Annotated in this window: 19 protein-coding genes; 11 read left to right on the top strand and 8 right to left on the bottom strand. The window is 55.9% G+C overall.

The genetic code is table 11. The annotated features are described in order from the left end of the window. Positions 1 to 165: 165 nt before the first annotated feature. Both NR195_RS14955 and NR195_RS14950 read right to left on the bottom strand, forming a co-directional pair. Entirely contained in the window at positions 166 to 1,509 is a 1,344-nt protein-coding gene (locus NR195_RS14955) for a VOC family protein (RefSeq protein ID WP_256844665.1), read from the bottom strand. 67 nt (positions 1,510 to 1,576) lie between these two features. Further along, positions 1,577 to 2,911 carry an aromatic acid/H+ symport family MFS transporter gene (locus NR195_RS14950; RefSeq protein ID WP_010244695.1) on the bottom strand — a complete coding sequence of 445 codons (1,335 nt, stop codon included), beginning with the start codon at positions 2,909 to 2,911 and terminating at the stop codon, positions 1,577 to 1,579. A gap of 322 nt (positions 2,912 to 3,233) precedes the next feature. On the opposite strand from NR195_RS14950, the gene NR195_RS14945 reads away from it, so the two are divergent. Continuing rightward, positions 3,234 to 4,154: a LysR substrate-binding domain-containing protein gene (locus NR195_RS14945; RefSeq protein WP_010670205.1), complete on the top strand. Its 921-nt coding sequence runs from the start codon at positions 3,234 to 3,236 to the stop codon at positions 4,152 to 4,154. Here the strand turns inward: NR195_RS14945 and smrA are convergent. Further along, a complete protein-coding gene (smrA, locus tag NR195_RS14940) occupies positions 4,151 to 4,717 on the bottom strand; it encodes a DNA endonuclease SmrA (protein WP_033767330.1) in 567 nt (188 codons plus the stop codon). The two genes, NR195_RS14945 and smrA, sit on opposite strands and share 4 nt — an antisense overlap. A 317-nt stretch (positions 4,718 to 5,034) precedes the next feature. Here smrA and NR195_RS14935 point away from each other — a divergent pair, with 317 nt between their 5' ends. Continuing rightward, positions 5,035 to 5,787 (top strand): FNR family transcription factor, encoded by a 753-nt coding sequence (locus NR195_RS14935; protein WP_010244686.1) that lies wholly within the window; start codon positions 5,035 to 5,037, stop codon positions 5,785 to 5,787. 117 nt (positions 5,788 to 5,904) lie between these two features. After that, the gene (uspE, locus tag NR195_RS14930; RefSeq protein WP_010244683.1) at positions 5,905 to 6,861 is read left to right on the top strand and encodes a universal stress protein UspE; all 957 of its coding nucleotides are present in this window, start codon (positions 5,905 to 5,907) and stop codon (positions 6,859 to 6,861) included. 47 nt (positions 6,862 to 6,908) lie between these two features. Here uspE and pntB read toward each other — a convergent pair whose 3' ends face one another. Both pntB and pntA read right to left on the bottom strand, forming a co-directional pair. Further along, a complete protein-coding gene (gene pntB / locus NR195_RS14925; protein ID WP_256844664.1) occupies positions 6,909 to 8,297 on the bottom strand; it encodes a Re/Si-specific NAD(P)(+) transhydrogenase subunit beta in 1,389 nt (462 codons plus the stop codon). Positions 8,298 to 8,300: 3 nt separating this feature from the next. After that, positions 8,301 to 9,833: a Re/Si-specific NAD(P)(+) transhydrogenase subunit alpha gene (gene pntA / locus NR195_RS14920; protein ID WP_010244677.1), complete on the bottom strand. Its 1,533-nt coding sequence runs from the start codon at positions 9,831 to 9,833 to the stop codon at positions 8,301 to 8,303. Positions 9,834 to 10,373: 540 nt separating this feature from the next. On the opposite strand from pntA, the gene ydgH reads away from it, so the two are divergent. Together ydgH and NR195_RS14910 are read left to right on the top strand one after the other, a co-directional pair. Further along, on the top strand, positions 10,374 to 11,327 hold the full coding sequence (gene ydgH, locus NR195_RS14915; protein WP_010244673.1) for a DUF1471 family protein YdgH: 954 nt from the start codon (positions 10,374 to 10,376) through the stop codon (positions 11,325 to 11,327). Between the two features lie 206 nt (positions 11,328 to 11,533). Further along, entirely contained in the window at positions 11,534 to 12,925 is a 1,392-nt protein-coding gene (locus tag NR195_RS14910; RefSeq protein WP_033757764.1) for a basic amino acid/polyamine antiporter, read from the top strand. Positions 12,926 to 13,052: 127 nt separating this feature from the next. On the opposite strand, the gene NR195_RS14905 is transcribed toward NR195_RS14910, so the two are convergent. Next, a complete protein-coding gene (locus NR195_RS14905; protein ID WP_010244668.1) occupies positions 13,053 to 13,466 on the bottom strand; it encodes a hypothetical protein in 414 nt (137 codons plus the stop codon). 178 nt (positions 13,467 to 13,644) lie between these two features. Between NR195_RS14905 and rstA the strand changes: the two genes are divergently transcribed. The 5 genes from rstA to NR195_RS14880 all read left to right on the top strand — a co-directional run bounded on the left by rstA (position 13,645) and on the right by NR195_RS14880 (position 18,949). Next, positions 13,645 to 14,370 (top strand): two-component system response regulator RstA, encoded by a 726-nt coding sequence (gene rstA, locus NR195_RS14900; protein WP_010244666.1) that lies wholly within the window; start codon positions 13,645 to 13,647, stop codon positions 14,368 to 14,370. Continuing rightward, complete coding sequence (gene rstB / locus NR195_RS14895; protein ID WP_256844663.1) at positions 14,367 to 15,668, top strand: two-component system sensor histidine kinase RstB; 1,302 nt, start codon at positions 14,367 to 14,369, stop codon at positions 15,666 to 15,668. The genes rstA and rstB overlap by 4 nt, the downstream gene beginning before the upstream one ends. Positions 15,669 to 15,687: 19 nt before the next feature. Next, positions 15,688 to 17,175 (top strand): carboxypeptidase M32, encoded by a 1,488-nt coding sequence (locus tag NR195_RS14890; protein ID WP_256844662.1) that lies wholly within the window; start codon positions 15,688 to 15,690, stop codon positions 17,173 to 17,175. Positions 17,176 to 17,334: 159 nt separating this feature from the next. Next, the gene (asr, locus tag NR195_RS14885) at positions 17,335 to 17,862 is read left to right on the top strand and encodes an acid resistance repetitive basic protein Asr (protein WP_071785070.1); all 528 of its coding nucleotides are present in this window, start codon (positions 17,335 to 17,337) and stop codon (positions 17,860 to 17,862) included. Positions 17,863 to 18,139: 277 nt separating this feature from the next. Continuing rightward, a complete protein-coding gene (locus NR195_RS14880; protein WP_010670211.1) occupies positions 18,140 to 18,949 on the top strand; it encodes a serine protease in 810 nt (269 codons plus the stop codon). 58 nt (positions 18,950 to 19,007) lie between these two features. Here the strand turns inward: NR195_RS14880 and hrpA are convergent, their stop codons facing one another. After that, complete coding sequence (hrpA, locus tag NR195_RS14875; RefSeq protein WP_256844661.1) at positions 19,008 to 22,910, bottom strand: ATP-dependent RNA helicase HrpA; 3,903 nt, start codon at positions 22,908 to 22,910, stop codon at positions 19,008 to 19,010. A gap of 257 nt (positions 22,911 to 23,167) precedes the next feature. On the opposite strand from hrpA, the gene azoR reads away from it, so the two are divergent. Then, the gene (gene azoR / locus NR195_RS14870) at positions 23,168 to 23,767 is read left to right on the top strand and encodes an FMN-dependent NADH-azoreductase (RefSeq protein ID WP_010244651.1); all 600 of its coding nucleotides are present in this window, start codon (positions 23,168 to 23,170) and stop codon (positions 23,765 to 23,767) included. Positions 23,768 to 23,831: 64 nt separating this feature from the next. Here the strand turns inward: azoR and NR195_RS14865 are convergent, their stop codons facing one another. Then, a complete protein-coding gene (locus tag NR195_RS14865) occupies positions 23,832 to 24,170 on the bottom strand; it encodes a YdbL family protein (RefSeq protein ID WP_256844660.1) in 339 nt (112 codons plus the stop codon). Between the last annotated feature and the right edge of the window lie 9 nt (positions 24,171 to 24,179).

The raw sequence follows: 24,179 nt of genomic DNA, 5'->3' as shown, positions 1-24,179 counted from the left end.
GATTAAGATACTCACGCGGGTAAACCTGCGCTGAGCGGTAAAGCGTTGTTTTTCCCCAGTCCTGTCAGCATATTACCCGCGTTGCTCTACTTCAGGTCCACTGGCCTTAGCAGGGCGAGTGCGGAGAAAGCGTTGCGGGCAACGCGCCTGTTGCCCGCAGAGGCGTCAGTCTGGCCGTAAGCCGCACTGTGCCAGCGAGCGCTGCTGCCGCTCTTCGTATAACGCCATCTCATCCAGCACGACAGCGCCCAGCGCGGCTTCAAATGCCTGGCGGCTCGCCTGTCCCGCCGAACGAACCTGCGCCCGATCGCCGAGGTTGGACTGGAAAATGCCCGCCGCGCTGACGGGCAGAAAATCTTCGTAGATGATGGGGTCTGCCAGCACACGACCTTCTTCGATGAGAGTCTCCAGCGATTCACCCTGAGCCGGCGGCGTCGCGATGCCCTTTTCACTCAGGCGATAATGGAACCAGGCCAGCTCCTGCTGGCGCAGCGTGGTTTCGTCGTCGGGGAAGTCACGGAAAATCGCCGCCAGATGTTGCTGATGCTGCTGATTATCCTGACCGCTGCCCGCCTCGCTGAGTAGCCGATCGTAGAGCGCACGGCCCTGAGGCGTCAGCGCCACGCCGCGCTGCTCAATTTCACCGAAGCGTGCAGTATGGGTTCCCTGATGCCCATCCTGAAAGATGATCGGCTCTTCCAGCGCTTTAAAGCTGGTCTGACGTAACAGGATCGGTACCTGACGACGCGGTGGTCCCTCGATCAGGGTTTTCGGATCGATACCGCGCGACGGCATCAGTTGCTGTACGCGGTCAATATCCAGCGTGCGCGGCGTGAGATGGTTGATGTGGCAGCCGGGAAAGCAGACTACGTCAGCGATCAGCCGATGCTGCTGGTTCAGCGCCTGATAGGTCTGACTGTCCACGCTGCTATGGGCATGCCAGCGGAAGGTTTCCAGTGCTTCGGTAACAAACTCAGTGGCCTGCTCGTCAGTTAATCCGCCCTGCTGCTGATGCAGTTCCAGAAGCGCCCGGCAACGGGGGGTGAAAATGTCACGCGCGGCAAGAATCTCCGCCGCCTTTTCACGCAGCGCGTGGTCGTCGATCAGTTCAGGGCGTAACAGCGAGGTAAAGACCCGAAAGGGATTGCGCCGCAGCGCCGCATCGGTGACCGGCCGGAACGCCGTGGAGTGCACCGGCACACCAGCCTGAGAGAGATCGTAATAGCCAACCGGGTGCATTCCCATCACCGCGAACAGCTGCCGCAGTGTGGCTAATTCATCTGCCGTGCCCACACGGATCGCACCGTGACGTTCCAGGTTGAGTCGGTCGATCTCATCGGCTGCGGTGAGACGATCTTTCAGCGCGATATCCGCTTCCAGCACGCGGTCGTTGACGGTCGCCACCAGCTGCATCAGCGTGCCATATTGCGGCACTTCCTGCTGATACATAGCTGACATCGCCTGAGAGAAACGGGTGCGGATGAGATCCGCACTGAGAAAGTTGTCCATCTTATCCACCTGACACCGTTAGCGTTGCTGCTAATGTAATGCAACAGGCTGGCCTCAGCGGAAAAAATCACGAATCTGTGATCGGCTTAAAGCCGTAGCGGTTTTTTAACAGCAGCATCAGGGTAGTGATCACAGCCGGTATTGCCAGCAGCAGAAAGATTACGCTGAAAGACCATCCAAGAGACATCATCTCTGCGCCAACAAAGGCGCTTAAAATCGCGCCGATGCGGCCCACTCCATGCATCCAGCTGGAACCGGTAGCGCGGGCGTGGGTAGGATAATAGCTGGCGGATAAGGCATTCATACCAGTATTGGCCCCGTTGAAACAGAAGCCACTGCAAAAGGCGATCGCACTCATCATACCCACTTCCGCGGGTGAAAAGCCCAGTGCCACAATAAACAGCCCGCCGCAGCCGTAGATCGCCGCCAGGGCCAGGTTAGCGTTGAAGCGATCCATCATCCAGCCCGCAAACAGGGAGCCCAGCGTCCCGCCCGCCTGATACATCGCGGTGATAATCGCCGCTTCGGTCACTGACATGCCCAGGGTGTTGACCAGCGACGGCAGCCAGCTGCCAATCAGGTAAACCATGAACAGCCCCATAAAGTAGCCGCCCCACAGCATGGTGCTGCCAAACAGATAGCGGCGTGAAAGTACGGTGCCTATCGCGCCGCTCACCGGCACGGTGGCCTCTGGCGCGTGAAACGCACAGTCGGGCGCGGTTTTGCCCGGCATCATCCGGTCGAGGATGGCGTGAATGCGGGCAGCCGGTGCGCCACGGCTGATAAGAAATCGCACCGACTCCGGCAGGCCGCGGATCAGTAATGGCAACACCAGCAGCGGCAGAATACCGCCCAGCAGCAGCACGGAGTGCCAGTCATAGCGCGGTAGCAGCCAGGAGGCAGCAAATCCCCCGCTGGCGGCACCAAAGGTAAAGCCGCAGAACACCACCGTGATGATAAAAGCCCGCCGCCGCTCAGGTGCATATTCCGCCACCAGCGTGCCGACGTTGGGCATCGCCGCACCCAGTCCCAGCCCGGTCAGGAAACGGAACAGCATCATCTGCTCAATGTTTTGTGACAGCGCCGTTGCCAGCGTCCAGAGACCGAAAAAGAAGACGCTGAGGATAATCATCATGCGACGGCCATAGCGGTCAGCCAGTGGCCCTGCCACCATGGCACCCAGCGCCAGCCCGATTAACGCTGCGCTGATGACGACCCCGAGCTGATGATTGCTCACCCCCCACGCGGCTTTCAGTGTCGGCGCAATAAATCCCATGATCGCAATGTCCATGCCATCGAGTGCCACCACGATAAAACAGAGCGCAATGAGCCGCTTTTGCCAGTGGCTCAGCCCCTGCTGGTTGATAAGCTGGCGGACATCTACCGCCTCGACGCTGGTCAATGAACACTCCTCTGGAGTAACGAAATCTGACATCAGTTTAAGTAAAAAAAACGGCGCTAATGATAGCCGATCGTTAACCTTAAGCGGTCAGATTTTTATATGATATTGAGAATTATTCAAATTTAAGCTGTTAAGTTATTGATATACCGTAGTCAGAGGATGGCGTATTTCAGCGGCATACCCGGCTGAGCGCTTTTTAATCAGAGAGTTAAAGGGTAACGCGGTCATTTCGAATCTTTTGTTAAAATAAATTTGCAGCAAAGTTAACAGAATTCATTTTTAACAGTTGCCTGAAGCCGGTCATTCTCATTAAGTTTAGGATATGGAAAAAAATATCCTTTTCAATCAGCGCATTCGCTTGCGCCATCTACATACCTTTGTTGCGGTTGCGCAGCAAGGCACACTGGGCCGGGCGGCAGAGACGCTTAGCCTCAGCCAGCCTGCCCTCTCCAAGACCCTGAATGAGCTGGAGGAGCTGACTGGCGTTCGTCTGTTTGAACGTGGCCGGCTGGGCGCGCAGCTGACCACCATGGGAGAGCAGTTTTTGACCCATGCGGTACGGGTACTCGACGCGCTGAACCATGCCGGACAGAGTTTTAATGAGCAGCCGGGCGATGCGCCGGTGATTATCCGGCTGGGGGCATTGACCACTGCTGCGATGGGGATGCTGCCACGCATCCTGGATCGTTTTCATCAATTGCAGCCCAACACCACCATTCAGGTGGCGACACTTCACAATAATGTGCTGCTGGCGGGCTTGCGCGGCGGTGAGTTCGACATTGGCATTGGCCGGATGGCGGACAGCGCCATGATGACCGGGCTGACCTATGAATTGCTGTTTCTGGAGTCACTCAAGCTGGTAGTCAGGCCGGAACACCCGCTGTTAAGTGACAACGTCACGCTTTCGCGTGCGATGCAGTGGCCGGTAGTGATATCGCCCGAGGGCACCGCTCCGCGCCGGATTGCCCAGCAGATGCTGGATGAACAGGGCTGCACCCTTCCGCCTCACTGCATTGAGACCTCTTCGACTTCACTGGCACGCCAGCTGGCTCTTCGCTACGACTACATCTGGTTCGTCCCTTCCGGGGCGATTAAAGAGGATCTGAGCCACAACGCTGTTTGTGCGCTGCCGATCGCTTCTTCCGGGCCGGGCGAACCGGTGGGCATCATTACCCGCACCGGCGCAGAGCTTAGCCTGAGTGCTGAAGTGCTGATGTCCACCATCCGTAAGTTTCACAGTTAGCGGCTGCGTTTCGCATGCCGCTCGCGGTTTTCAAGCCGGGCTTTATCGGTTTTGCGCAATCCGACATAAAGCGCCCCGGCCCCGCCATGCCGGGTCTGGGCCACACAAAAGGTCTGTACGTCATCAAACTGCTTTAGCCAGCGCGCCAGATAGCTGCGCACAATGTTGGCATGCGATTCATCATCACGACCTTTGCCGTGGATGATCAGCAGATTGCGCATTCCCTGTTTGTGCGCCTGCATCATAAAGTTAAAGAGCGCCTGACGACAGGTTTCGACCGGTTGCCGCAACAGGTTGAGGCTGGCATCCAGCTGATACTCTCCTCTGCGCAGTTTATCCAGAATCCCCTGCTGAATGCCGTCGGCTTTATATTCCAGCGGGGTATTGAGTGGAACGATCTCCAGATCGCCCCGGGTCAGGAAATTTTCCTCCTCCGATTCACCTGGCGGTTTTCGTGGCGCCTTCGTTGAGGGTGCTTTGAGCCACAAGGTTGTGGTGGTGTCTTTTAACGGCGTGACATCGCCCATGGCATCCCGAAAGAGATCATTATCATCAAGGTTCATGGTTTTCTCACACCTGGTTAATATTGATGGAATGTGCAAATCACGCTTTACCCGTTAGCGTAGCAAAAGCTGGAATTACCGGCCCACCCCACTTTTTCGAAAGTCACTGCCAGTGCAGAAGCGTGTGACAGATCACATAAGCGGAAAGTTTTCTTGACAGTCGGCCCTGTCGGGATTCTGAGAAGCCCGTCACATCAGCGTTTATCGTTGTGTGCTTAGTCCATAATATTTGTAAGTGTAAAACTGCTCGGATGAGTTCCCTTCAGCACAAAAAATGTTAAAATTGACCCCAGTCAATAATCGTCGAGCAAACCATTATGATCCCTGAAAAACGCAGCATTCGTCGTATTCAGTCGGGCGGTTGTGCCATTCACTGCCAGGATTGCAGCATCAGTCAGCTCTGCATCCCCTTTACGCTAAATGAACATGAGCTGGATCAGCTCGACAATATCATTGAGCGTAAAAAACCCATTCAGAAAGGGCAAACGCTTTTCAAAGCAGGCGATGAACTCAAGTCTCTGTATGCGATTCGCTCCGGCACCATTAAAAGCTACACCATCACTGAACAGGGTGATGAGCAGATCACTGGTTTCCATCTGGCGGGCGATTTAGTCGGCTTTGACGCAATTATGGGCTCCAGCCATCCCAGCTTTGCGCAGGCGCTGGAAACGGCCATGGTGTGTGAGATCCCTTTTGAAACGCTTGATGATTTGTCGGGCAAAATGCCGGCCCTGCGTCAGCAGATGATGCGTCTGATGAGCGGTGAAATCAAAGGCGATCAGGACATGATCCTGCTGCTGTCGAAGAAAAATGCTGAAGAGCGCCTGGCGGCGTTTATCTGGAACCTTTCCCGTCGTTTTGGCCAGCGCGGCTTTTCACAGCGCGAATTCCGCCTCACTATGACGCGTGGCGATATCGGTAATTACCTGGGCCTGACGGTTGAAACCATCAGCCGCCTCCTGGGGCGTTTTCAGAAGTCCGGTATGCTGGCGGTGAAAGGCAAGTACATCACGATTGAAAACCATGCCCTGCTGGAAGAGCTCGCCGGTCAGAGCCACCAGGCCGCCTGATCCTCAGCCGGATCAATAAATCTTATTTTGTTGATCCGGCAGTAACTTTTTCACTTCTTCCGCTGTGCAACATAGGCTATCTTTATTCCAGTCGCTCTGGTTTAAGGAGAACGCCTCATGTCCCAGTACCAAAATGTTCTGGTCGCCATTGATGCCCAGCAAGACGATCAGCCCGCGCTGCGACGTGCGGTCTATCTGAATCAACGTCTTGGCGGAAGAATTAAAGCCTTCCTGCCTATCTATGACTTCTCATATGAGATGACCACCCTGCTTTCGCCGGACGAGCGCGCGTCGATGCGCCAGGGCGTGATCAGCCAGCGTACCGAATGGATCCGCGAGCAGGCCCGCGCTTATCTTGATGCCGGTGTCGAAATTGACATCAAAGTGATCTGGCACAACCGTCCCTACGAAGCCATTATTCAGGAAGTGCTCGCCCATCAGCATGACCTGGTGCTGAAGATGGCGCATCAGCACGATCGCCTTGAGTCAGTGATTTTCACTCCAACCGACTGGCACCTGCTGCGTAAATGCCCGTGTCCGGTGTGGATGGTCAAAGATCAGCCGTGGCCGGAAGGCGGTAAAGCGATTGTCGCGGTCAATCTTGCCAGCGAAGAGCCGCATCACGATGGCCTGAATCAGAAGCTTATTCGTGAAACGGTGATCCTGGCGGAAAAGGTGAATCAGACCGAAGTGCATCTGGTCGGCGCCTACCCGATTACCCCTATCAATATTGCTATCGAACTGCCCGATTTTGATCCCAGCGTCTACAACGACGCGATCCGTGGTCAGCATCTGGTGGCAATGAAAGCGCTACGGCAGAAGTTCTCGATTGGTGAAGAGTTCACCCATGTGGCTAAGGGCCTGCCGGAAGAGGTCATCCCCGATCTGGCGGCACATCTGGGAGCCGGTGTGGTGGTGCTGGGCACGATTGGACGCACCGGACTGTCGGCGGCATTCCTCGGCAATACGGCGGAACAGGTGATTGATCATCTGCGTTGCGATCTGCTGGCGCTTAAGCCGGACGATTTCAAATCGCCGATTGACCTGGATGATGAAGAGGATGAGGAGGATTAATCCTCCTCAGAAACAGAGAGGGCGGCTGATTAGCCGCCCTTTTTTTATTACAGCGCTTTAAGAATCGCTTCCACGCTGGCTTTGGCATCGCCAAACAGCATCTGGCTATTCTCTTTGAAGAACAGCGGATTCTGCACCCCGGCATAGCCAGTGTTCATTGAGCGTTTGAACACTATCACGTTGTGCGCCTTCCACACTTCCAGCACCGGCATGCCCGCAATCGGACTGCGGGGATCATCCTGCGCCGCCGGGTTGACCGTGTCGTTAGCGCCAATGACCAGCACCGTGTCAGTGTCACTGAAATCGTCGTTGATCTCATCCATCTCCAGCACCACGTCATAAGGCACTTTCGCCTCTGCCAGCAGCACGTTCATGTGACCCGGCAGACGCCCCGCCACCGGATGGATACCGAAGCGAACTTTGATGCCAAGCGCACGCAGTCGGGCAGTCATTTCCGCGACCGGATACTGCGCCTGCGCTACCGCCATGCCGTAGCCTGGGGTGATAATCACCGAGCTGGAAGCCTTGAGCATCTCAGCGGTCTCTTCAGCCGTAATCTCACGATGCTCGCCCGCTTCCTGACTTTCATCGCCACTGCTGGCTTCAGTACCAAAGCCGCCCGCGATCACGCTGATAAACGAACGGTTCATCGCTTTACACATAATGTAGGAGAGGATCGCACCGGATGACCCCACCAGCGCACCGGTCACAATCAGCAGATCGTTGCTCAACATGAAACCGGCAGCGGCGGCGGCCCAGCCTGAATAGGAGTTAAGCATCGACACCACGACCGGCATATCCGCGCCGCCGATCGACGCGACCAGATGCCAGCCAAACGCCAGCGCAATCACCGTCATCAGCAAGAGTGCAAACACCTGCACAGCCGTGCTGCTGGTGTTAACAAACCACAACAGCAGCAGGAACGAAACCACCAGCGCCAGCAGATTCAGCTTGTGACGATGCGGTAACGTTAACGGCCGTGAAGAGATTTTGCCGCACAGTTTGCCAAACGCCACCAGCGAGCCGGTGAAGGTGACGGCACCGATAAAGATACCGATAAACACTTCGCTGAGATGGATATTCTCCATCACCGCTGGCAGGCCAGGCGCATGGTCGATATAGCTGTTGATGCCCACCAGCACTGCGGCCAGGCCAACAAAGCTGTGCAGAATCGCCACCAGCTCTGGCATTTCCGTCATTTCGACTTTCTTCGCCAGACGAATGCCGATAGCGCCGCCGATGACCATCGCCAGCAGGATCCAGACCACATTACCGCTGTCCGGGCCAAATATGGTGGCGATCAGCGCAATCGCCATACCGCTGATACCGAAAATATTACCCCGCTTAGAGGTCTCATGACGCGAAAGACCAGCAAGGCTACAGATGAACAGAATCGCAGCCACAATATAGGCTGCAGTGACTAATCCGCCAGACATGTGTTACCCCTTACGAAACATTTTCAGCATGCGCTGGGTGACGGTGAAGCCACCAAAGATATTGATGCTGGCAATCAGCACGGCAATAAAGGAGATAAAGGTGACCCAGCCACCGTGGCCCATCTGCAAGACCGCACCGATAACAATGATGCCGGAAATGGCATTGGTTACGGACATCAGCGGTGTATGCAGCGCATGACTGACGTTCCAGACCACGTAATACCCCACCACGCAGGCGAGCGCGAACACGGTAAAATGGGAGAGGAAGTCGGCCGGTGCCACGTTTGCCAGGCAGCCAAACAGCACAATAGCCAGGGCGATCAGCAGATATTTACGCCACGGTGAAACGGGCTTCGCCTCAATCTTTTCTGACGGCTTGGCGGCGGCAGCGGCAGCCTGTGGCGCGGCGGAGACCTGAATCGGCGGGGCTGGCCAGGTCACTTCGCCTTCGCGTACCACGGTGACGCCACGCACCACCACATCTTCGAAATCGACCTGGATTTCGCCATTCTTCTCTTTACACAGCAGCTTGATCAGATTGACCAGATTGGTGCCGTAGAGCTGGGAGGATTGTGTCGCCAGACGGCTGGGCAGATCGGTGTAACCGATGATTTTCACGCCATTCGGCGTGACGGTAACCTGGTCAGCGACGGTCAGCGCGCAGTTGCCGCCGGTCTGCGCCGCCAGATCAACAATGACGCTGCCCGGCTTCATGCTGGCGACCATCTCTTCGGTGATCAGTTTCGGAGCCGGTTTGCCTGGGATCAGCGCCGTGGTGACAATGATGTCCACGTCTCTGGCCTGACTGGCAAACAGCGCCATCTCAGCTTTGATGAAAGCCTCGGACATGACTTTGGCATAGCCGTCGCCGCTACCCGCTTCCTCTTCAAAGTCGAGCTCAAGGAATTCGGCGCCCATACTCTGCACCTGCTCTTTGACTTCGGGACGGGTATCAAACGCCCGCACAATCGCACCCAGGCTGCCCGCTGCGCCAATCGCGGCCAGCCCGGCAACACCGGCCCCAATCACCATCACTTTTGCCGGTGGCACTTTACCGGCTGCCGTGATCTGACCGGTAAAGAAGCGGCCAAATTCATGGGCGGCTTCGACAATGGCGCGATAACCGGCAATGTTCGCCATAGAACTCAGGGCATCCAGCGACTGCGCCCGTGAGATACGCGGCACTGAATCCATTGCCATTACCGTGACCTGACGTGCGGCCAGCTTTGACAGCAGTTCGGGATTCTGTGCGGGCCAGATAAAACTGACCAGCGTGCTGCCCGCACGCGTCAGCGCAATCTCTTCGTCATCCGGCGCATTCACCTTCAGCACGATATCGGACTGCCAGACCTGCTCTCTGTCGCTGAGTGTGGCACCGGCTGCGATATAGCTTTCATCATCGAAGCTGGCGCGTTTACCGGCGTCATGCTCAAGGGTGACGCTGAAACCCAGCTTGATGAGTTGTTCCACGGTCTTAGGCGTGGCGGCCACGCGCGACTCGTTTGGCAACCTTTCCTTGGGTATTCCAATTAACATAGTGTTTCCTTTCATCGGTTAAAGGATGTTGGCCCGAACCTGCACCACGAGAGCGCGACTGAAACGCGATTTCAGCCGCTTTTGGACGAAACGCAGGTATTTCAAAGTGTTTATAAGCTACTGAAAATGTGACGAGCGATCTACAGCGACTACGCAGAGTGATGACATTCACCCAATTATGCAGTGTTCTGTTAAGAAACCTGCGTTATCCCACTGCAAAATAGTCTCACAGGCAGATAATCTGCCAGAGATAATTGTACCCGGACGAATTAACCAACAACAAAAACCTTTATTTAACAATGCATTAACTATTTTAGCGCTAACAGTTACCGCTTTTAGTGGTAACTGTCACTAAAACTGGCCGTAACTGCGTTTGATGACAAACAAATGAAAAAATCATGGTTGAATAACGCGATCTGACACAAAAAATCGCTGCGACAGTCTGTTTATAACATGCAATAATCAGCGGCTATTCTGTTATACATCAAGAGTCCAGCACGTTTTCGTACTCATTTTTGCGTAAGGCGAAGGATTATTTTTATGAAGCTGAAGAACACTATTCTGGCGACCACTCTGTTGTCCCTGCTGGCAGCCAACGCATTCGCTGCGCAGGAACTTACGCCAGAAAAAGCGGCCGCGTTGAAGCCATTCGAACGTATTAATATTACCGGCCGTTTCAACGCAATTGGCGACGCTGCTGATGCGGTATCTAAGCGTGCAGATCAGATGGGCGCTGCCTCTTATTACATCCAGGCGATCAACGACAGCAACGGTAACAGCGGTAACTGGCGCGTTACGGCTGACCTCTATAAAGCCGATGCCCCGGCAGCCACAGAGTCAACGACTTACCGTCGTTTCAACGGCGTAAACGAACTGCCAAAAGCAGAAGCGTATAAACTCGAACCCTTCGATACCGTTTCGGTCAGCGGCTTCTTTGCCAGCCAGCCGGATGTAAACGACGCAATTTCGAAAGCCGCAAAACAGAAAGGCGCAGCCTCCTTCTTTATCGTTCGCCAGATCGATGCCAACAGCGGCGGCAATCAGTATGTCACCGCCTATGTCTATAAAGCGGATGCTAAAGAGCGCGCAGTGCAGACACCGAATGCGATTCCTGCCGATTCAGAAGCGGGTAAAGCCGCTCTGGCTACCGGTGGCGCTGCGGCGGCTAACGTAGAGATTCCAGGCGTAGCCTCGTCTGAAACGCCAAGCAACAAAGTGGGCCGTTTCTTCGAAACCCAAAGCTCTACCGGCAAGCGCTATACCGTTAATCTGCCAAACGGCAAATCGGTGCAGGAAGTCAACGCCATTACTGCTGCGCAGATGCAGCCGTTCGATACTGTAACCTTCACCGGTCACTTCGGTACGCCAACAGAGATTTCAGAAGAAGTGGCGAAGCGTGCGGCGGACAAAGGTGCCAAGTTCTACCACGTTACCCGCCAGTGGCAGAACCAGAGTGGCGGTAACCTGACCGTCACGGCTGACCTGTTTAAGTAATCCTCCTCAGGGCGGCGCCTGCCGCCCTGCTGTTTGCATAATTCCTGCGCTGTTTTGCATAGTCACGCATTGCCATCCCCTGCCACACTCCGTAAAATCCTCCGCCTGTTTTACCGGATATTGTCCCTGTATTGTGCCTTTGGTGTGACATAACCCAGCGACAGAATCCGATTTACCCAGCCATATATGCTAGCGGGAAGGTTGTTTTGGAGAAAAAATTAGGTCTCGGTGCGCTGACGGCGCTGGTGCTCAGCTCAATGCTGGGCGCAGGCGTGTTCAGTCTTCCGCAAAATATGGCTGCAGTGGCCGGTCCGGCGGCGCTGCTGCTGGGCTGGCTGATTACCGGCGTCGGCATCATCTTTCTGTCGCTGGCGATGCTGCTGCTGACCCGCCTTAAACCCGAGCTGGATGGTGGCATCTTTACCTATGCCCGTGCCGGTTTCGGCGAGCTGATGGGCTTCTGCTCCGCGTGGGGCTACTGGCTGTGCGCCGTGATCGCCAACGTCTCCTATCTGGTGATTGTCTTCTCTGCCCTGAGCTTCTTCACCGATACGCCGGACCGGATTATCTTTGGCGATGGCAACACCTGGCAGGCGATGCTGGGTGCATCCGTGCTGTTGTGGCTGGTTCACTGGCTGGTGCTGCGCGGCGTGCAGACCGCTGCCAGCATTAATCTGATGGCGACGCTCGGCAAGCTGGTGCCGCTGCTGCTGTTTATTGTGCTGGCGGTGATGGCGTTCAACTATGATCGCTTCCGCTTTGATTTTTCCGGCGTCACGCTGGGGCAACCGCTATGGGAGCAGGTCAAGCAGACCATGCTGATTACCCTGTGGGTCTTTATTGGCGTCGAGGGGGCGGTGGTGGTCTCTGCACGCGCGCGCCAGAAAAAGGATGTGGGCCGGGCTACACTATTCGCCGTGCTGGCAGCGCTGCTGGTCTATCTGCTGGTGACACTGCTGTCGCTTGGCGTGGTTCCACGTGCTGAACTGGCTCAGATGCGTAACCCCTCCATGGCGGGATTGATGACCCGACTGATGGGCAACTGGGGCGATGCGGTGATTGCGGTGGGTCTGGTTATCTCTGTGTGCGGTGCCTATCTGAGCTGGACGATTATGGCCGCTGAAGTGCCGCTGATTGCCGCGCAACAGGGTGCATTTCCACGCAGTATCGCCCGGCAAAACCGCCATAACGCGCCAGCCGCCTCACTGTGGCTGACCAACGGCAGTATTCAGCTCTGCCTGATCCTGATTGCCCTGACCGGTGCGAACTACAACAACCTGCTGACTATCGCCTCTGAGATGATTCTGGTGCCCTATCTGCTGGTGGGGTTATATCTGATCAAAGTGGTACGCGGACAGCATAAGCCGCTGGCGATGGCGACCGGTATCGGTGCCAGCCTGTATGGCATCTGGCTGCTTTACGCCTCGGGGCCATTGCACCTGATGATGTCAGTGGTGCTCTATACACCGGGCCTGCTGCTGTTTCTGTTTGCACGACGCGGTGGCCGCGCAGAGTTTGCGCTAACCTCGCTGGAGCGGATTGCAATGGGATTGCTGATTGCCGCGACGCTGCCCGCCGTATGGCAGCTGACAACTTAGCGCCTGGCCCGGCAGGCGTAATGGTTGCAGGCAGTGCGAACCCGGCCAGCGCGGAGCAACCCGGCGTACAGATAGTACGTGAGGATGGTGAGCACTGCCCAGGTTCAGAGCCTGATGGGAGAGGTTCTCAGTGTGACTGCACAGGTATTGAGACACACAGCAGGTCATCCTGCTGTGTCAGATTCAGCGGTCTGGAATATTCATGATGGATCGCGTCCAGCTGTTCCGCCGAAAGCGGATAAGGAAGCTGAATATCGAAGCGACTAATCTGCTGTTGTTCCGCAAGGGTAATCAGGCGCGCGATATTAATTTCGTCGCTGACCTGAGTAGAAATGATTTGTAATGCTAATTCTTTTAACGGGTCGTCACTGCCCTGTAAGCGGTGTGCCGATTTACGTGTCACCATGCCAAATATCGGCATCACACCATAAATAGCATCGACGAAGCTCCAGCGCTTTTTGCAGGAAGCGGAGAGAAAGTCACTGTAATTGAAGCAGATGCGGTCGGGGTATATGGCTGATGCCAGCTCTTTATCAGACACACTAACGCTCCTCATGATAATCATCAATATCCCAAACCTGGCGCAAAAAGGCCGCGCTAATGATTGCACATTTTGCCGGTTATATACCAGCAAGCCACGGATATTTCGTGCGGTAACGTAGAGCTCAGGACCAGGAAAAGATATGCTTCCGTCCATCCCTGTCTCTGCTTTGTGAACTATGAACAAAATTGTTTATGTAGAAGATGAACCCGAAGTGGGCTCACTGATTGCGGCCTATCTGGGTCGTCATGATATTGAGGTGATTGTCGAGATGCGCGGCGACCGTGCTGAAGCCGTCATTGCCGAACAGCAGCCCGATCTGGTGATGCTGGATATCATGTTGCCAGGCAAAGATGGCATGACTATCTGCCGTGACCTGCGGGCCAACTGGCAGGGGCCGATCGTGTTGCTCACCTCACTGGACAGCGACATGAACCATATTCTGGCCCTGGAGATGGGTGCGCAGGATTACATTCTGAAAACCACGCCGCCGGCGGTACTGCTGGCCCGCCTGCGCCTTCATCTGCGTCAGTCGCAGCAGGGACAGCCGGACGATGCGCCCAGCGCACCCGCCGCCAACCGTATGCTGCGTTTTGGCTCGCTGACCATCGATGCGCTGAACCGCCAGGTCACGCTGTTTGACGAGCAGATCGCCCTTTCCACCGCAGATTTCGATCTGCTGTGGGTACTCGCCAGCCATGCAGGCCAGACGCTTAACCGTGATGCGCTGCTGAAAACGTTGCGCGGGGTCAGCTATGACGGCCTTGACCGCAGCATCGACGTGGCCATCTCCCGGTTGCGCAAAAAGCTGCACGACAGCGCCACCGAGCCGTTCCGCATTAAAACCATTCGTAACAAAGGTTATCTGTTTGCGCCCCAGGCCTGGGATACCCGCGGACTATGAGAAAGCTTTTTATTCAGTTTTATCTGCTGCTGTTTGTCTGCTTTCTGGTGATGGCGCTGCTGGTGGGGCTGGTCTACAAGTTCACCGCTGAACGTGCGGGCCGCCAGTCAATGAATGACCTGATGGCCAGTTCGCTCTACCTGATTCGCAGCGAACTGCGCGAGATCCCGCCGCGTGACTGGAATAAAACCATCAAGAGTCTCGATCTCGGCCTGTCGTTCGATCTGCACATCGAGCCGATGAACAAATATCAGCTTGATGAAGGCAACATGCATCGGTTGCGCGCCGGAGAGATCGTGGCGCTCGACGATCAATACACCTTTTTGCAGCACATTCCGCGCAGCCACTACGTATTGTCAGTCGGGCCGATTCCCTATCTCTTCTATCTGCATCAGATGCGACTGCTGGATATTGCCCTGCTGATCTTTATAGGGATGTCACTGGCGCTGCCGGTGTTTATCTGGCTGCGCCCCCACTGGCAGGAGATGCAGCGACTGGAAAAAGCGGCTCAGCGCTTTGGCCGTGGCGAGCTGGACGTGCGCACCCATTTCGACAGCACCTCCAGCCTGTTCCGGCTCGGCATCGCCTTTAACCAGATGGCCGAGAACATCAATACGCTGGTCGCCAGTAAGAAGCAGTTGATTGACGGTATTGCGCATGAGCTGCGCACACCGCTGGTGCGCCTGCGTTACCGGCTGGAGATGAGCGACAACCTCACTGATAGCGAACGGGTGGCGCTGAATCGCGATATCGGCCAGCTAGAAAGCCTGATTGAGGAGCTGCTGACCTATGCGCGTCTTGATCGGCCGCGCGTCGATCTCAATCTGAAATCGCTGGATTTGGCCAACTGGCTGCGCGAGCGGCTTGACGATTTCCGCACTATCAATCCCGACGTGCGGCTCGACCTTGAGCTGCCGCAGCGTGAAAACATCGGCATTTCTGATACCCGCCTGATGGAGCGGGTACTGGATAACCTGGTCAACAATGCACTGCGTTATGCGCAACAGCGGCTGCGCGTCAGTTTGTGGTTCGACGGTCCGATAGGGTGTCTGCAGGTGGAAGATGACGGTCCCGGCATTCCGCCTGAAGAGCGTGAACGGGTTTTCGAACCCTTTGTCCGGCTGGACCCCAGCCGCGATCGCGCTACAGGCGGCTGCGGACTGGGACTTGCGATTGTGCACTCTATTGCCCAGGCGCTGAGCGGCAATGTGACTATTGAATCCAGTCCGCTGGGCGGCGCCAGCGTTCGCTTTTGCTGGCCGGTTGATCTAACCTTGCGGGAAATTCCGCTGCGTTAAAAACCACAAGGAGTCTTACGTGACCTCAGCGTATCAACAACTTACCAAGACGTTCCAGCGCCTTTCCCGTTTCAGCCACGTCACGGCCATCGCCGGATGTGACATGCAAACCACCATGCCGCCGGGCGGCAGTCAGGCGCGTGGTGAAGCGCTGGCCGAAATGAGCGTGTTGCAGCACCAGATCCTCACTGCCCCTCAGGTTGGTGAGTGGCTCAGGGCCGCAGAGCAGCAGTCACTCAACGATGTTGAGCGGGCCAATCTCAACGAGATGCAGCGCGCTTACCAGCAGGCCACCCTGCTGCCTGATGATTTTGTAGAAGCCAAATCAATCGCCGGTTCGGTATGTGAACATGCATGGCGCACTCAGCGTCCCGCCAACGACTGGCAGGGCTTCGCCGCCAATCTCAAAGAGGTGGTGCGTCTGAGCCGCGAAGAAGCCCAGCGCCGCGCCGACGCCACTGGCAGCTCGCGTTACGATGCGCTGCTGGATCTTTATGAACCGGGGATGACCCGCGCCCGGCTGGATGAAACCTTTGGCGAACTGAAAACCTGGCTGCCCGATCTGTTACAGCAGGTCGTGGAAAAACAGGCGCAACAGACTGTTGTCACGCCGCAGGGGCCGTTCGCCCTGCCTGCTCAGCGTCAGCTCGGCCTGAGCATCATGGAAACGCTGGGTTTCGACTTCAACCATGGCCGGCTGGATATCAGTGCGCATCCCTTCTGCGGTGGCGTGCCGGAAGATGTGCGCATTACCACCCGTTACAACGAGAATGAGTTTCTCAGCGCCCTGATGGGCGTGATTCACGAAACCGGCCACGCGCGCTATGAGCAAAATCTGCCGCAGCAGTGGCGCGGGCAGCCGGTGGCGCTGGCGCGCTCCACCGCTATCCACGAATCACAAAGCCTGTTTATGGAGATGCAGCTTGGTCGCAGCCGCGAATTGCTGCAGCGCATTCTGCCGCAGGTCATCGCCACTTTTGGCGATCAGCCTGCCCTGCAGCCGGATAATTTTGTGCGCCTGACCCAACAGGTTAAGCCTGGCCTGATCCGGGTTGACGCCGATGAGCTCAGCTATCCGGCACATGTCATTCTGCGCTATGAAATCGAGCAGGCGCTGATTGAAGGCGAGATTGAGGTTGAGGATATTCCGGCGCTGTGGGATGAGAAAATGATGCAGTCGCTGGGTCTGGATACCCGGGGTAATTACCGCGATGGCTGTATGCAGGATATCCACTGGACCGACGGCGCCTTTGGCTACTTCCCGACCTATACGCTGGGCGCGATGTACGCCGCACAGCTGTTCCGCTCGGTACATTTTGCGATTCCTCAGCTCAGCGAACTGATTCAGCACGGTGAGCTGCAGCCGGTATTCGACTGGCTGCAACAGAACATCTGGCAGCACGGCAGCCGTTTCTCCACCGATCAGCTGCTGATCAACGCCACCGGCGAAGCGCTGAATCCGGCTTTCTTCCGCCAGCACCTTGAACAACGTTACCTGAATAGCTAAGCTCTCGGGCGGTCAGCTGACCGCCCTTTCCCGCCTTTGTACAATCGGTTACACGCCGATACCAAACACCCACGGACACCGTTCATTGATATCCCTATAGTCTCTTCACCGGCCCCGCAGTGGGCTACACATGAAAAAATAGTCTTCGAGGGATTTGCAATGAAAAAATTATTTGCACTGGTTGTCGCCGCTGCTATGGGTATGTCTTCTGTTGCTTTCGCTGCTGACACCACAGCTGCTCCAGCTGCTGCGCCAGCCGCAACAACCACTACTACCGCTGCAGCACCGGCTAAAACCGTTCACAAAACTGCGCACAAGAAACACCATAAAGCGGCTCAGAAAGCGCAGGCTGCTAAGAAACACCACAAAAAAGCTGTGAAAAAAGATGCCGCGCAGAAAGCGCAGGCTGCAAAAAAAGTTCACCATAAAAAAGTAGCTAAACCTGCTGCACAGAAAGCCCAGGCCGCTAAAAAAGTTCACCACAAAAAAGTCACTAAACCAGCTGCTCAGAAAGCCCAGGCCGCTAAAAAAGTTCACCACAAAAAAGCCACTCAGCCAGCCGCTCAGAAAGCCCAGGCTGCTAAAAAAGTTCACCACAAAAAAGTAGCTAAACCAGCTGCCCAGAAAGCTCAGGCTGCTAAAAAAGTTCACCACAAAAAAGTTGTGAAACCAGCAGCTAAAAACTAAGGTCGCCTTCAGCGCACGGCCACGAGATGATGATTAAAAACACCCGGTTCTGCCGGGTGTTTCTTTACTGGAGTGGATGATATGGTGCGTCGCTATCGCTTCGAAATTATTCTGCTGGTGATGATCCTGTGTGGCATTGTTGCAGCAAGCTTTTTTGTTTAACCGCTGTAGCGTACTGATTAACCAATAAAACTCCCTTTTTCAACGCTCACCGACTATAGTTACCGTACTTACGTAATAACAATAACGTTAATTTTTTCTCGCCATTGAGATTTCTATGCGCCTGGCTACCCTGTTAATGGTTGGACTCTTCAGCTTTGCCACCACGGTTCATGCCGATGATGACGATGACTCGCCTACTCCTGCTGAAATTAAGATGCTGTTTTTCGGTAAGGATCATCGCCAGGCAATCACCGATATTACCGCTGCCCCCTGGGATGCCATTGGTCAGCTGGAAACCGAAAGCGGCAACCTCTGTACTGCCACACTCATCTCTCCGCATCTGGCGCTGACCGCCGGACACTGCCTGCTTGCCCCGCCGGGTAATTTCGATAAGCCGGTTGCGCTGCGATTTATGGCCAGCGATAAAGGCTGGCGCTACGAGCTTCATGATATTGATGCGCGGGTTGAACCCTCGCTGGCGTCAAAGTTAAAAGCGGATGGTGAAGGCTGGATCGTGCCGAGCAGTGCAGCCCCCTATGATTACGGCATCGTGATTTTACGCAATCCGCCCTCAGCGATTACGCCTATTCCGCTGTTCGATGGCTCACGCAGCGATCTCACTGCGGCGCTGAAGCTGACCGGACGCAAAGTGACGCAGGCAGGCTATCCGGCTGATCATCTGGACACGCTCTACTCCCACAGCGATTGCCTGATCACCGGCTGGGCGCAGCGCGCCGTGCTGTCGCATCAGTGTGACACCCTGCCAGGTGACAGTGGTTCGCCACTGCTGCTCAACAGCGATAAAGGCTGGCAGTTAATCGCGGTACAAAGCTCAGCACCGGCAGCGAAAGATCGCTACCTGGCTGATAACCGCGCGATTTCGGTCACCTCGTTTAAAGATAAGCTGGAATCCCTGGCGCAGTAGTCCGCACTCTCACTCCCCATCATCGGATGCGCGCCGGTTACGGCGCGCATCCCGGCATTTAACCCGCTATCTGCTCCATCATCTGCAGAATACGCTTATCTGAGATGGGATAAGGCGTACCCAGCTGCTGAGCAAAGTAACTGATACGCAGCTCTTCGATCATCCAGCGGATGCTCTGCACCTCTTCATCATCCTGACGCTGCGGCGGCAACTTGTTGCGCCACGCCTGATAAGCCTGCTCCACTGCCTGCACTTTTAACATCCGCGCACGATCGCTGTGCGGATCGGCAGGCAGTTTTTCCAGTCGGCGCTCAATCCCATGCAGATAACGCAGCGTATCGGCCAGTCGCTGCCAGCCGTTGCCGGTGACAAAGCCGCGATAAACCAGGCCACTTAACTGCGCTTTGATGTCAGATAACGCCAGCGCCATGGTCATATCGACCCGGCCCTTCAGACGCTTATTAATGTTGAAGACTGCCGTCAGGATCTGCTCGACCTGCTTCGCGATGGTCACCACGGTTTCATTGAGTTCGCCGCGCACTTTGTCACGCAACTGCTCAAACGAGGCTTGATCCCAGGCCGGACCGCCCGCTTCCCCCATCAGCTTGTCGATGCCACAGGCGATGCAGTCGTCAATCAGCTCCAGCACTTTGCCATAAGGGTTAAAGTAGAGTCCGAGCTTGGCTTTATTCGGCAACTTCTCGTGCAGATACTTAACCGGTGACGGCACATTCAGCAGCAACAGGCGACGCTGACCGCGCCACATCATTTTTTGCTGCTCCTGCTCGCTGTCAAACAGACGAATGGCGACGCTCTCTTTCTCGTCGACCAGCGCAGGCCAGGCTTTAACCTGGTAGCTGCCGCGCTTCTGTTCATAACTGCGTGGCAGATCGCCAAAACTCCAGATATGCAGCCCGCTCTGCTCCAGCCCGTCATCCGCCACTTTCGACAGCGTTTCCTGCACTTTGTCTTTCAGCTGTGCCTTAAGCGCAGTGAGATCTTTACCTTCCAGCAGTTTACGGTTGTGCTCGTCGACTACCCGGAACGTCATTTTCAGATGATCGGGCACCTGTTCCCACTGCCAGTTTTCCCGCTCCAGCGTGACGCCGGTCATGCGGCGAAATTCCCGCGCCAGCGCATCAGGCAGCGGCATCTCCATCGCTTTCACTCTTCCTAAGAACGCTTCGGCGTAATTGGGCGCCGGCACCAGGTTACGGCGCAGCGGCTTGGGCAGAGACTTAATCAGTGCGATGATCAGTTCACGGCGCACACCGGGGATCTGCCACTCAAAACCGCTATCTTCAACCTGATTCAGCAGCGGCAGCGGAATATGTACCGTCACGCCATCCGCATCTGCGCCAGGCTCAAACTGATAACTCAGCTTAAGTTTGAGGTTGCCCTGATGCCAGAAGTTGGGGTAGTCGAGCTGACTGACTTTATCCGCACCCTCTTTGATCAGCATCTGCTTGTCGAAATTCAGCAGTTCTGCGTTTTCGCGACTGGCCAGTTTCCACCAGCTGTCGAAATGCTTCGCTGAGACCACCTCTTTGCCAATGCGCTGGTCATAAAAAGCAAACAGCGTTTCGTCATCGACCAGAATGTCGCGACGACGGGATTTGTGTTCCAGATCTTCCACTTCGCTGCGCAGCTTCTGGTTTGCGCGGAAGAAGGCGTGCCGGGTCTGCCAGTCGCCCTCCACCAGCGCGTGACGAATAAACAGTTCACGGCTCAGGGTGGGATCGATGCTGCCATAGTTAACTTTACGGGCGGCGACAATCGGCAGGCCATAGAGCGTGACTTTTTCGGTGGCCATCACCGCGCCCTGCGATTTCTCCCAGTGCGGTTCACTGTAGCTGCGCTTGATCAGATGCTGTGCCAGCGGCTCAATCCACTCCGGTTCAATACGGCCCGCCGTGCGGCCCCACAGGCGGCTGGTCTCGACCAGTTCCGCCACCATGGTCCACTTCGGCGGCTTTTTAAACAGCCCGGAGCCAGGGAAGATCGCGAAGCGGGTATTGCGCGCGCCGGTATACTCCTGCTTATCGGTGTCTTTCTGCCCGATATGCGACAGCAGACCGCTTAACAGCGCGCAGTGGACGGGCTGCAGCTCAGCCGGTTCACTGTTAACCGGAATGCCAAGTTCACGCACCACCTGCCGCAGCTGGGTGTAGATATCCTGCCATTCCCGCACGCGCAGATAGTTAAGGAAATCGCTTTTGCACTGGCGGCGGAAAACATTACCGGACAGCGCTTTCTGCTGCTCCGCCAGGTAGTTCCAGAGGTTCACATAGGCGAGGAAGTCGGAGTCTTTGTCGGCAAAGCGGCGGTGCTTTTCATCGGACGCCTGTTTTTTATCTGCCGGACGCTCACGCGGATCCTGAATCGACAGGCCTGCGGTGATAATCATCACTTCACGCACGCAGCCAAATTTCTGCGCTTCCAGCACCATCCGCGCCAGGCGGGGATCCACCGGCAGCTGCGCCAGCTGACGCCCGGAACCGGTAAGCTTGTAGTGACCGGTCTCTTCGTTCAGGGTCAGCGCGCCCAGCTCTTCCAGCAGGCGGACGCCATCCTGGATATTGCGCTTATCGGGCGCTTCCACAAATGGGAAGGCGGCGATATCGCCGAGGCCCAGCGAGGTCATCTGCAGGATCACTGACGCCAGGTTGGTGCGCAGGATTTCAGGATCGGTAAAGGCCGGACGACTCAGGAAGTCATCTTCCGCGTAAAGGCGGATACAGATACCGTCTGAAACGCGGCCGCAACGCCCTTTACGCTGGTTGGCAGACGCCTGTGATATCGGTTCAATCGGCAGGCGCTGCACTTTGGTACGGAAACTGTAACGACTGATACGCGCCGTACCGGGATCGATCACATATTTAATCCCAGGCACCGTCAGCGAGGTTTCCGCGACGTTGGTCGCCAGCACGATACGACGGCCACTGTGCGACTGAAACACCCGGTTCTGTTCGGCGTTCGACAGCCGTGCATAGAGCGGCAGCACTTCGGTGTGTGGCAGATCGCGTTTGTTCAGCGCGTCGGCGGTATCACGTATTTCACGCTCACCACTCATGAAGATCAGGATATCGCCCCGACTTTCCCGGCCCAGCTCATCTACGGCATCAAAAATCGCCTGCAGCTGGTCACGATCGCCATCATCCGCCTCTTCGATCACCGGCCGATAGCGCACTTCAACCGGATAAGTCCGGCCTGAGACTTCAATCACCGGCGCATTATTGAAATGACGCGAGAAACGCTGTGGATCGATGGTGGCGGAAGTGATAATCACTTTCAGATCGGGGCGACGCGGCAACAGCTCACGCAGATAACCGAGCAGGAAATCGATATTCAGGCTGCGTTCGTGCGCTTCATCAATAATGATGGTGTCATATTGCATCAGCAGACGATCCTGCTGGATCTCCGCCAGCAGAATCCCGTCGGTCATCAGTTTAATCTGCGTCAGGTCGCTGACCTGGTCGTTAAACCGTACTTTATAGCCGACGCAGCCGCCCAGCGAAGTGCTGAGCTCATCGGCAATGCGGTTTGCCACGGTACGTGCGGCCAGACGGCGCGGTTGCGTATGACCAATCAGACCCGTCACACCACGTCCCAGCGCCAGACAGATTTTCGGCAGCTGCGTGGTTTTGCCCGAGCCGGTTTCACCGGCGACAATCACTACCTGGTGATCGCGAATCGCCTCAGCAATATCCTGCTGCTTCTGACTGACCGGCAGATTGTCCGGGAAGGTAATGGCTGGCGTGGCCGCACGGCGCCGGGCCACGCGCTGCTCGGCAGCGATAAAGTCCTGCTCAAGCTCGCTGGCAATGCCCTGCTGTGCCTCAGGATTTTTAGCTTTTCTGGCACCCTGTAAACGGCGCTGTAACCGCTGGCGATCGCGCAGCATTACACCGTCGAGGCGTGACCAGAGCGCTGCCAGTGGGGAAGTATCGGGAGATGACATAATAGTGACGTACCTTACTCAGACGGTGTCGCTGCCTGAAGCAGCGCCCTGCAAGCCGGGATAACCAGCTGATTCAATAAAAATAATTGCGCGCATCATAGCACATTCTGAACTGTTCCGGCGGCTGGCCCCGGTTACGCTTATTCAATAAATTCGAACATGGGTCTCGAAATATTGCGCTTTCACCGCGCCATCGATAACCGTAGAGTGTAAACCATTGAGCGGAAAGTCTTCCGCGTAACAGACAGGAAACCACCATGAGCAAAGTTTTAGTTCTGAAATCAAGCATTCTTGCAGGCTACTCACAATCAAGCCAGCTCGCTGACTTCTACATCGAACAGGCAAAGGCCCAGGGTAAAGAGGTTACCGTACGTGACCTGGCGGCTAACCCGATCCCGGTACTGGATGGCGAGTTAGTGGGTGCAATGCGTCCCTCTGATACCCCGCTGTCACCTCGTCAGCAGGAGGCTCTGGACCTGTCTGATGAACTGATTGCAGAACTGCAGGCTCATGATGAAGTGGTGATTGCCGCGCCAATGTACAACTTCAACATCCCGACGCAGCTGAAAAACTATTTCGACCTGATTGCCCGTGCTGGCGTGACGTTCCGCTACACCGAAGCAGGCCCGGAAGGTCTGGTTAAAGGCAAAACGGCAGTCGTTATCTCCAGCCGTGGCGGCATTCACAAAGATACCCCAACTGACCTGCTGACCCCTTACGTCAAGCTGTTCCTGGGCTTCATCGGCATCACTGACGTTGAGTTCGTGTTTGCTGAAGGCATCGCTTACGGTCCGGAAGTGGCCAGCAAAGCGACCGCTGAAGCGAAAGACGCTATCAAGCAGATCGTGACGGCATAAGTCTCACTCATCTCAGGATGACGCTGTAAAAGACCGGGCCATGCGCCCGGTTTTTTTTCGCCGGTTACTGACTGCTCTCTGCCGCTTTTCTCAGCCACTGACCGTTAATGCCGCGCACATATTCCCCCGCTGCCGCACGGCTCACCAGCTTCTGTCCGGCAATACTGGCGACATCGGCCGTGGAGAGATTATTCTGTTCTGCCAGTCGCAGATACTCCTGCTGACGTCCGGCATTAATACGCTGCACCAGTGCCAGCGTTTCACTATCCTGCGCACGTGCCGCCAGATAGCCGGAGAGCGTTTCACCTGCCCGCCCCGATTGCCGCGCCTGATCCAGCGTCAGTGCCCAGGCAGGCTGCGCCATCGTCAGGGCGAGGAACAGCACCGCGCTTATGCGTTTCATCGTTGCTCT

This window comes from Pantoea sp. Ft-CA_14 (genome assembly GCF_024520875.1).
Lineage (GTDB): Bacteria > Pseudomonadota > Gammaproteobacteria > Enterobacterales > Enterobacteriaceae > Pantoea > Pantoea agglomerans.
This window is presented reverse-complemented; position numbering and strand designations above follow the sequence as displayed.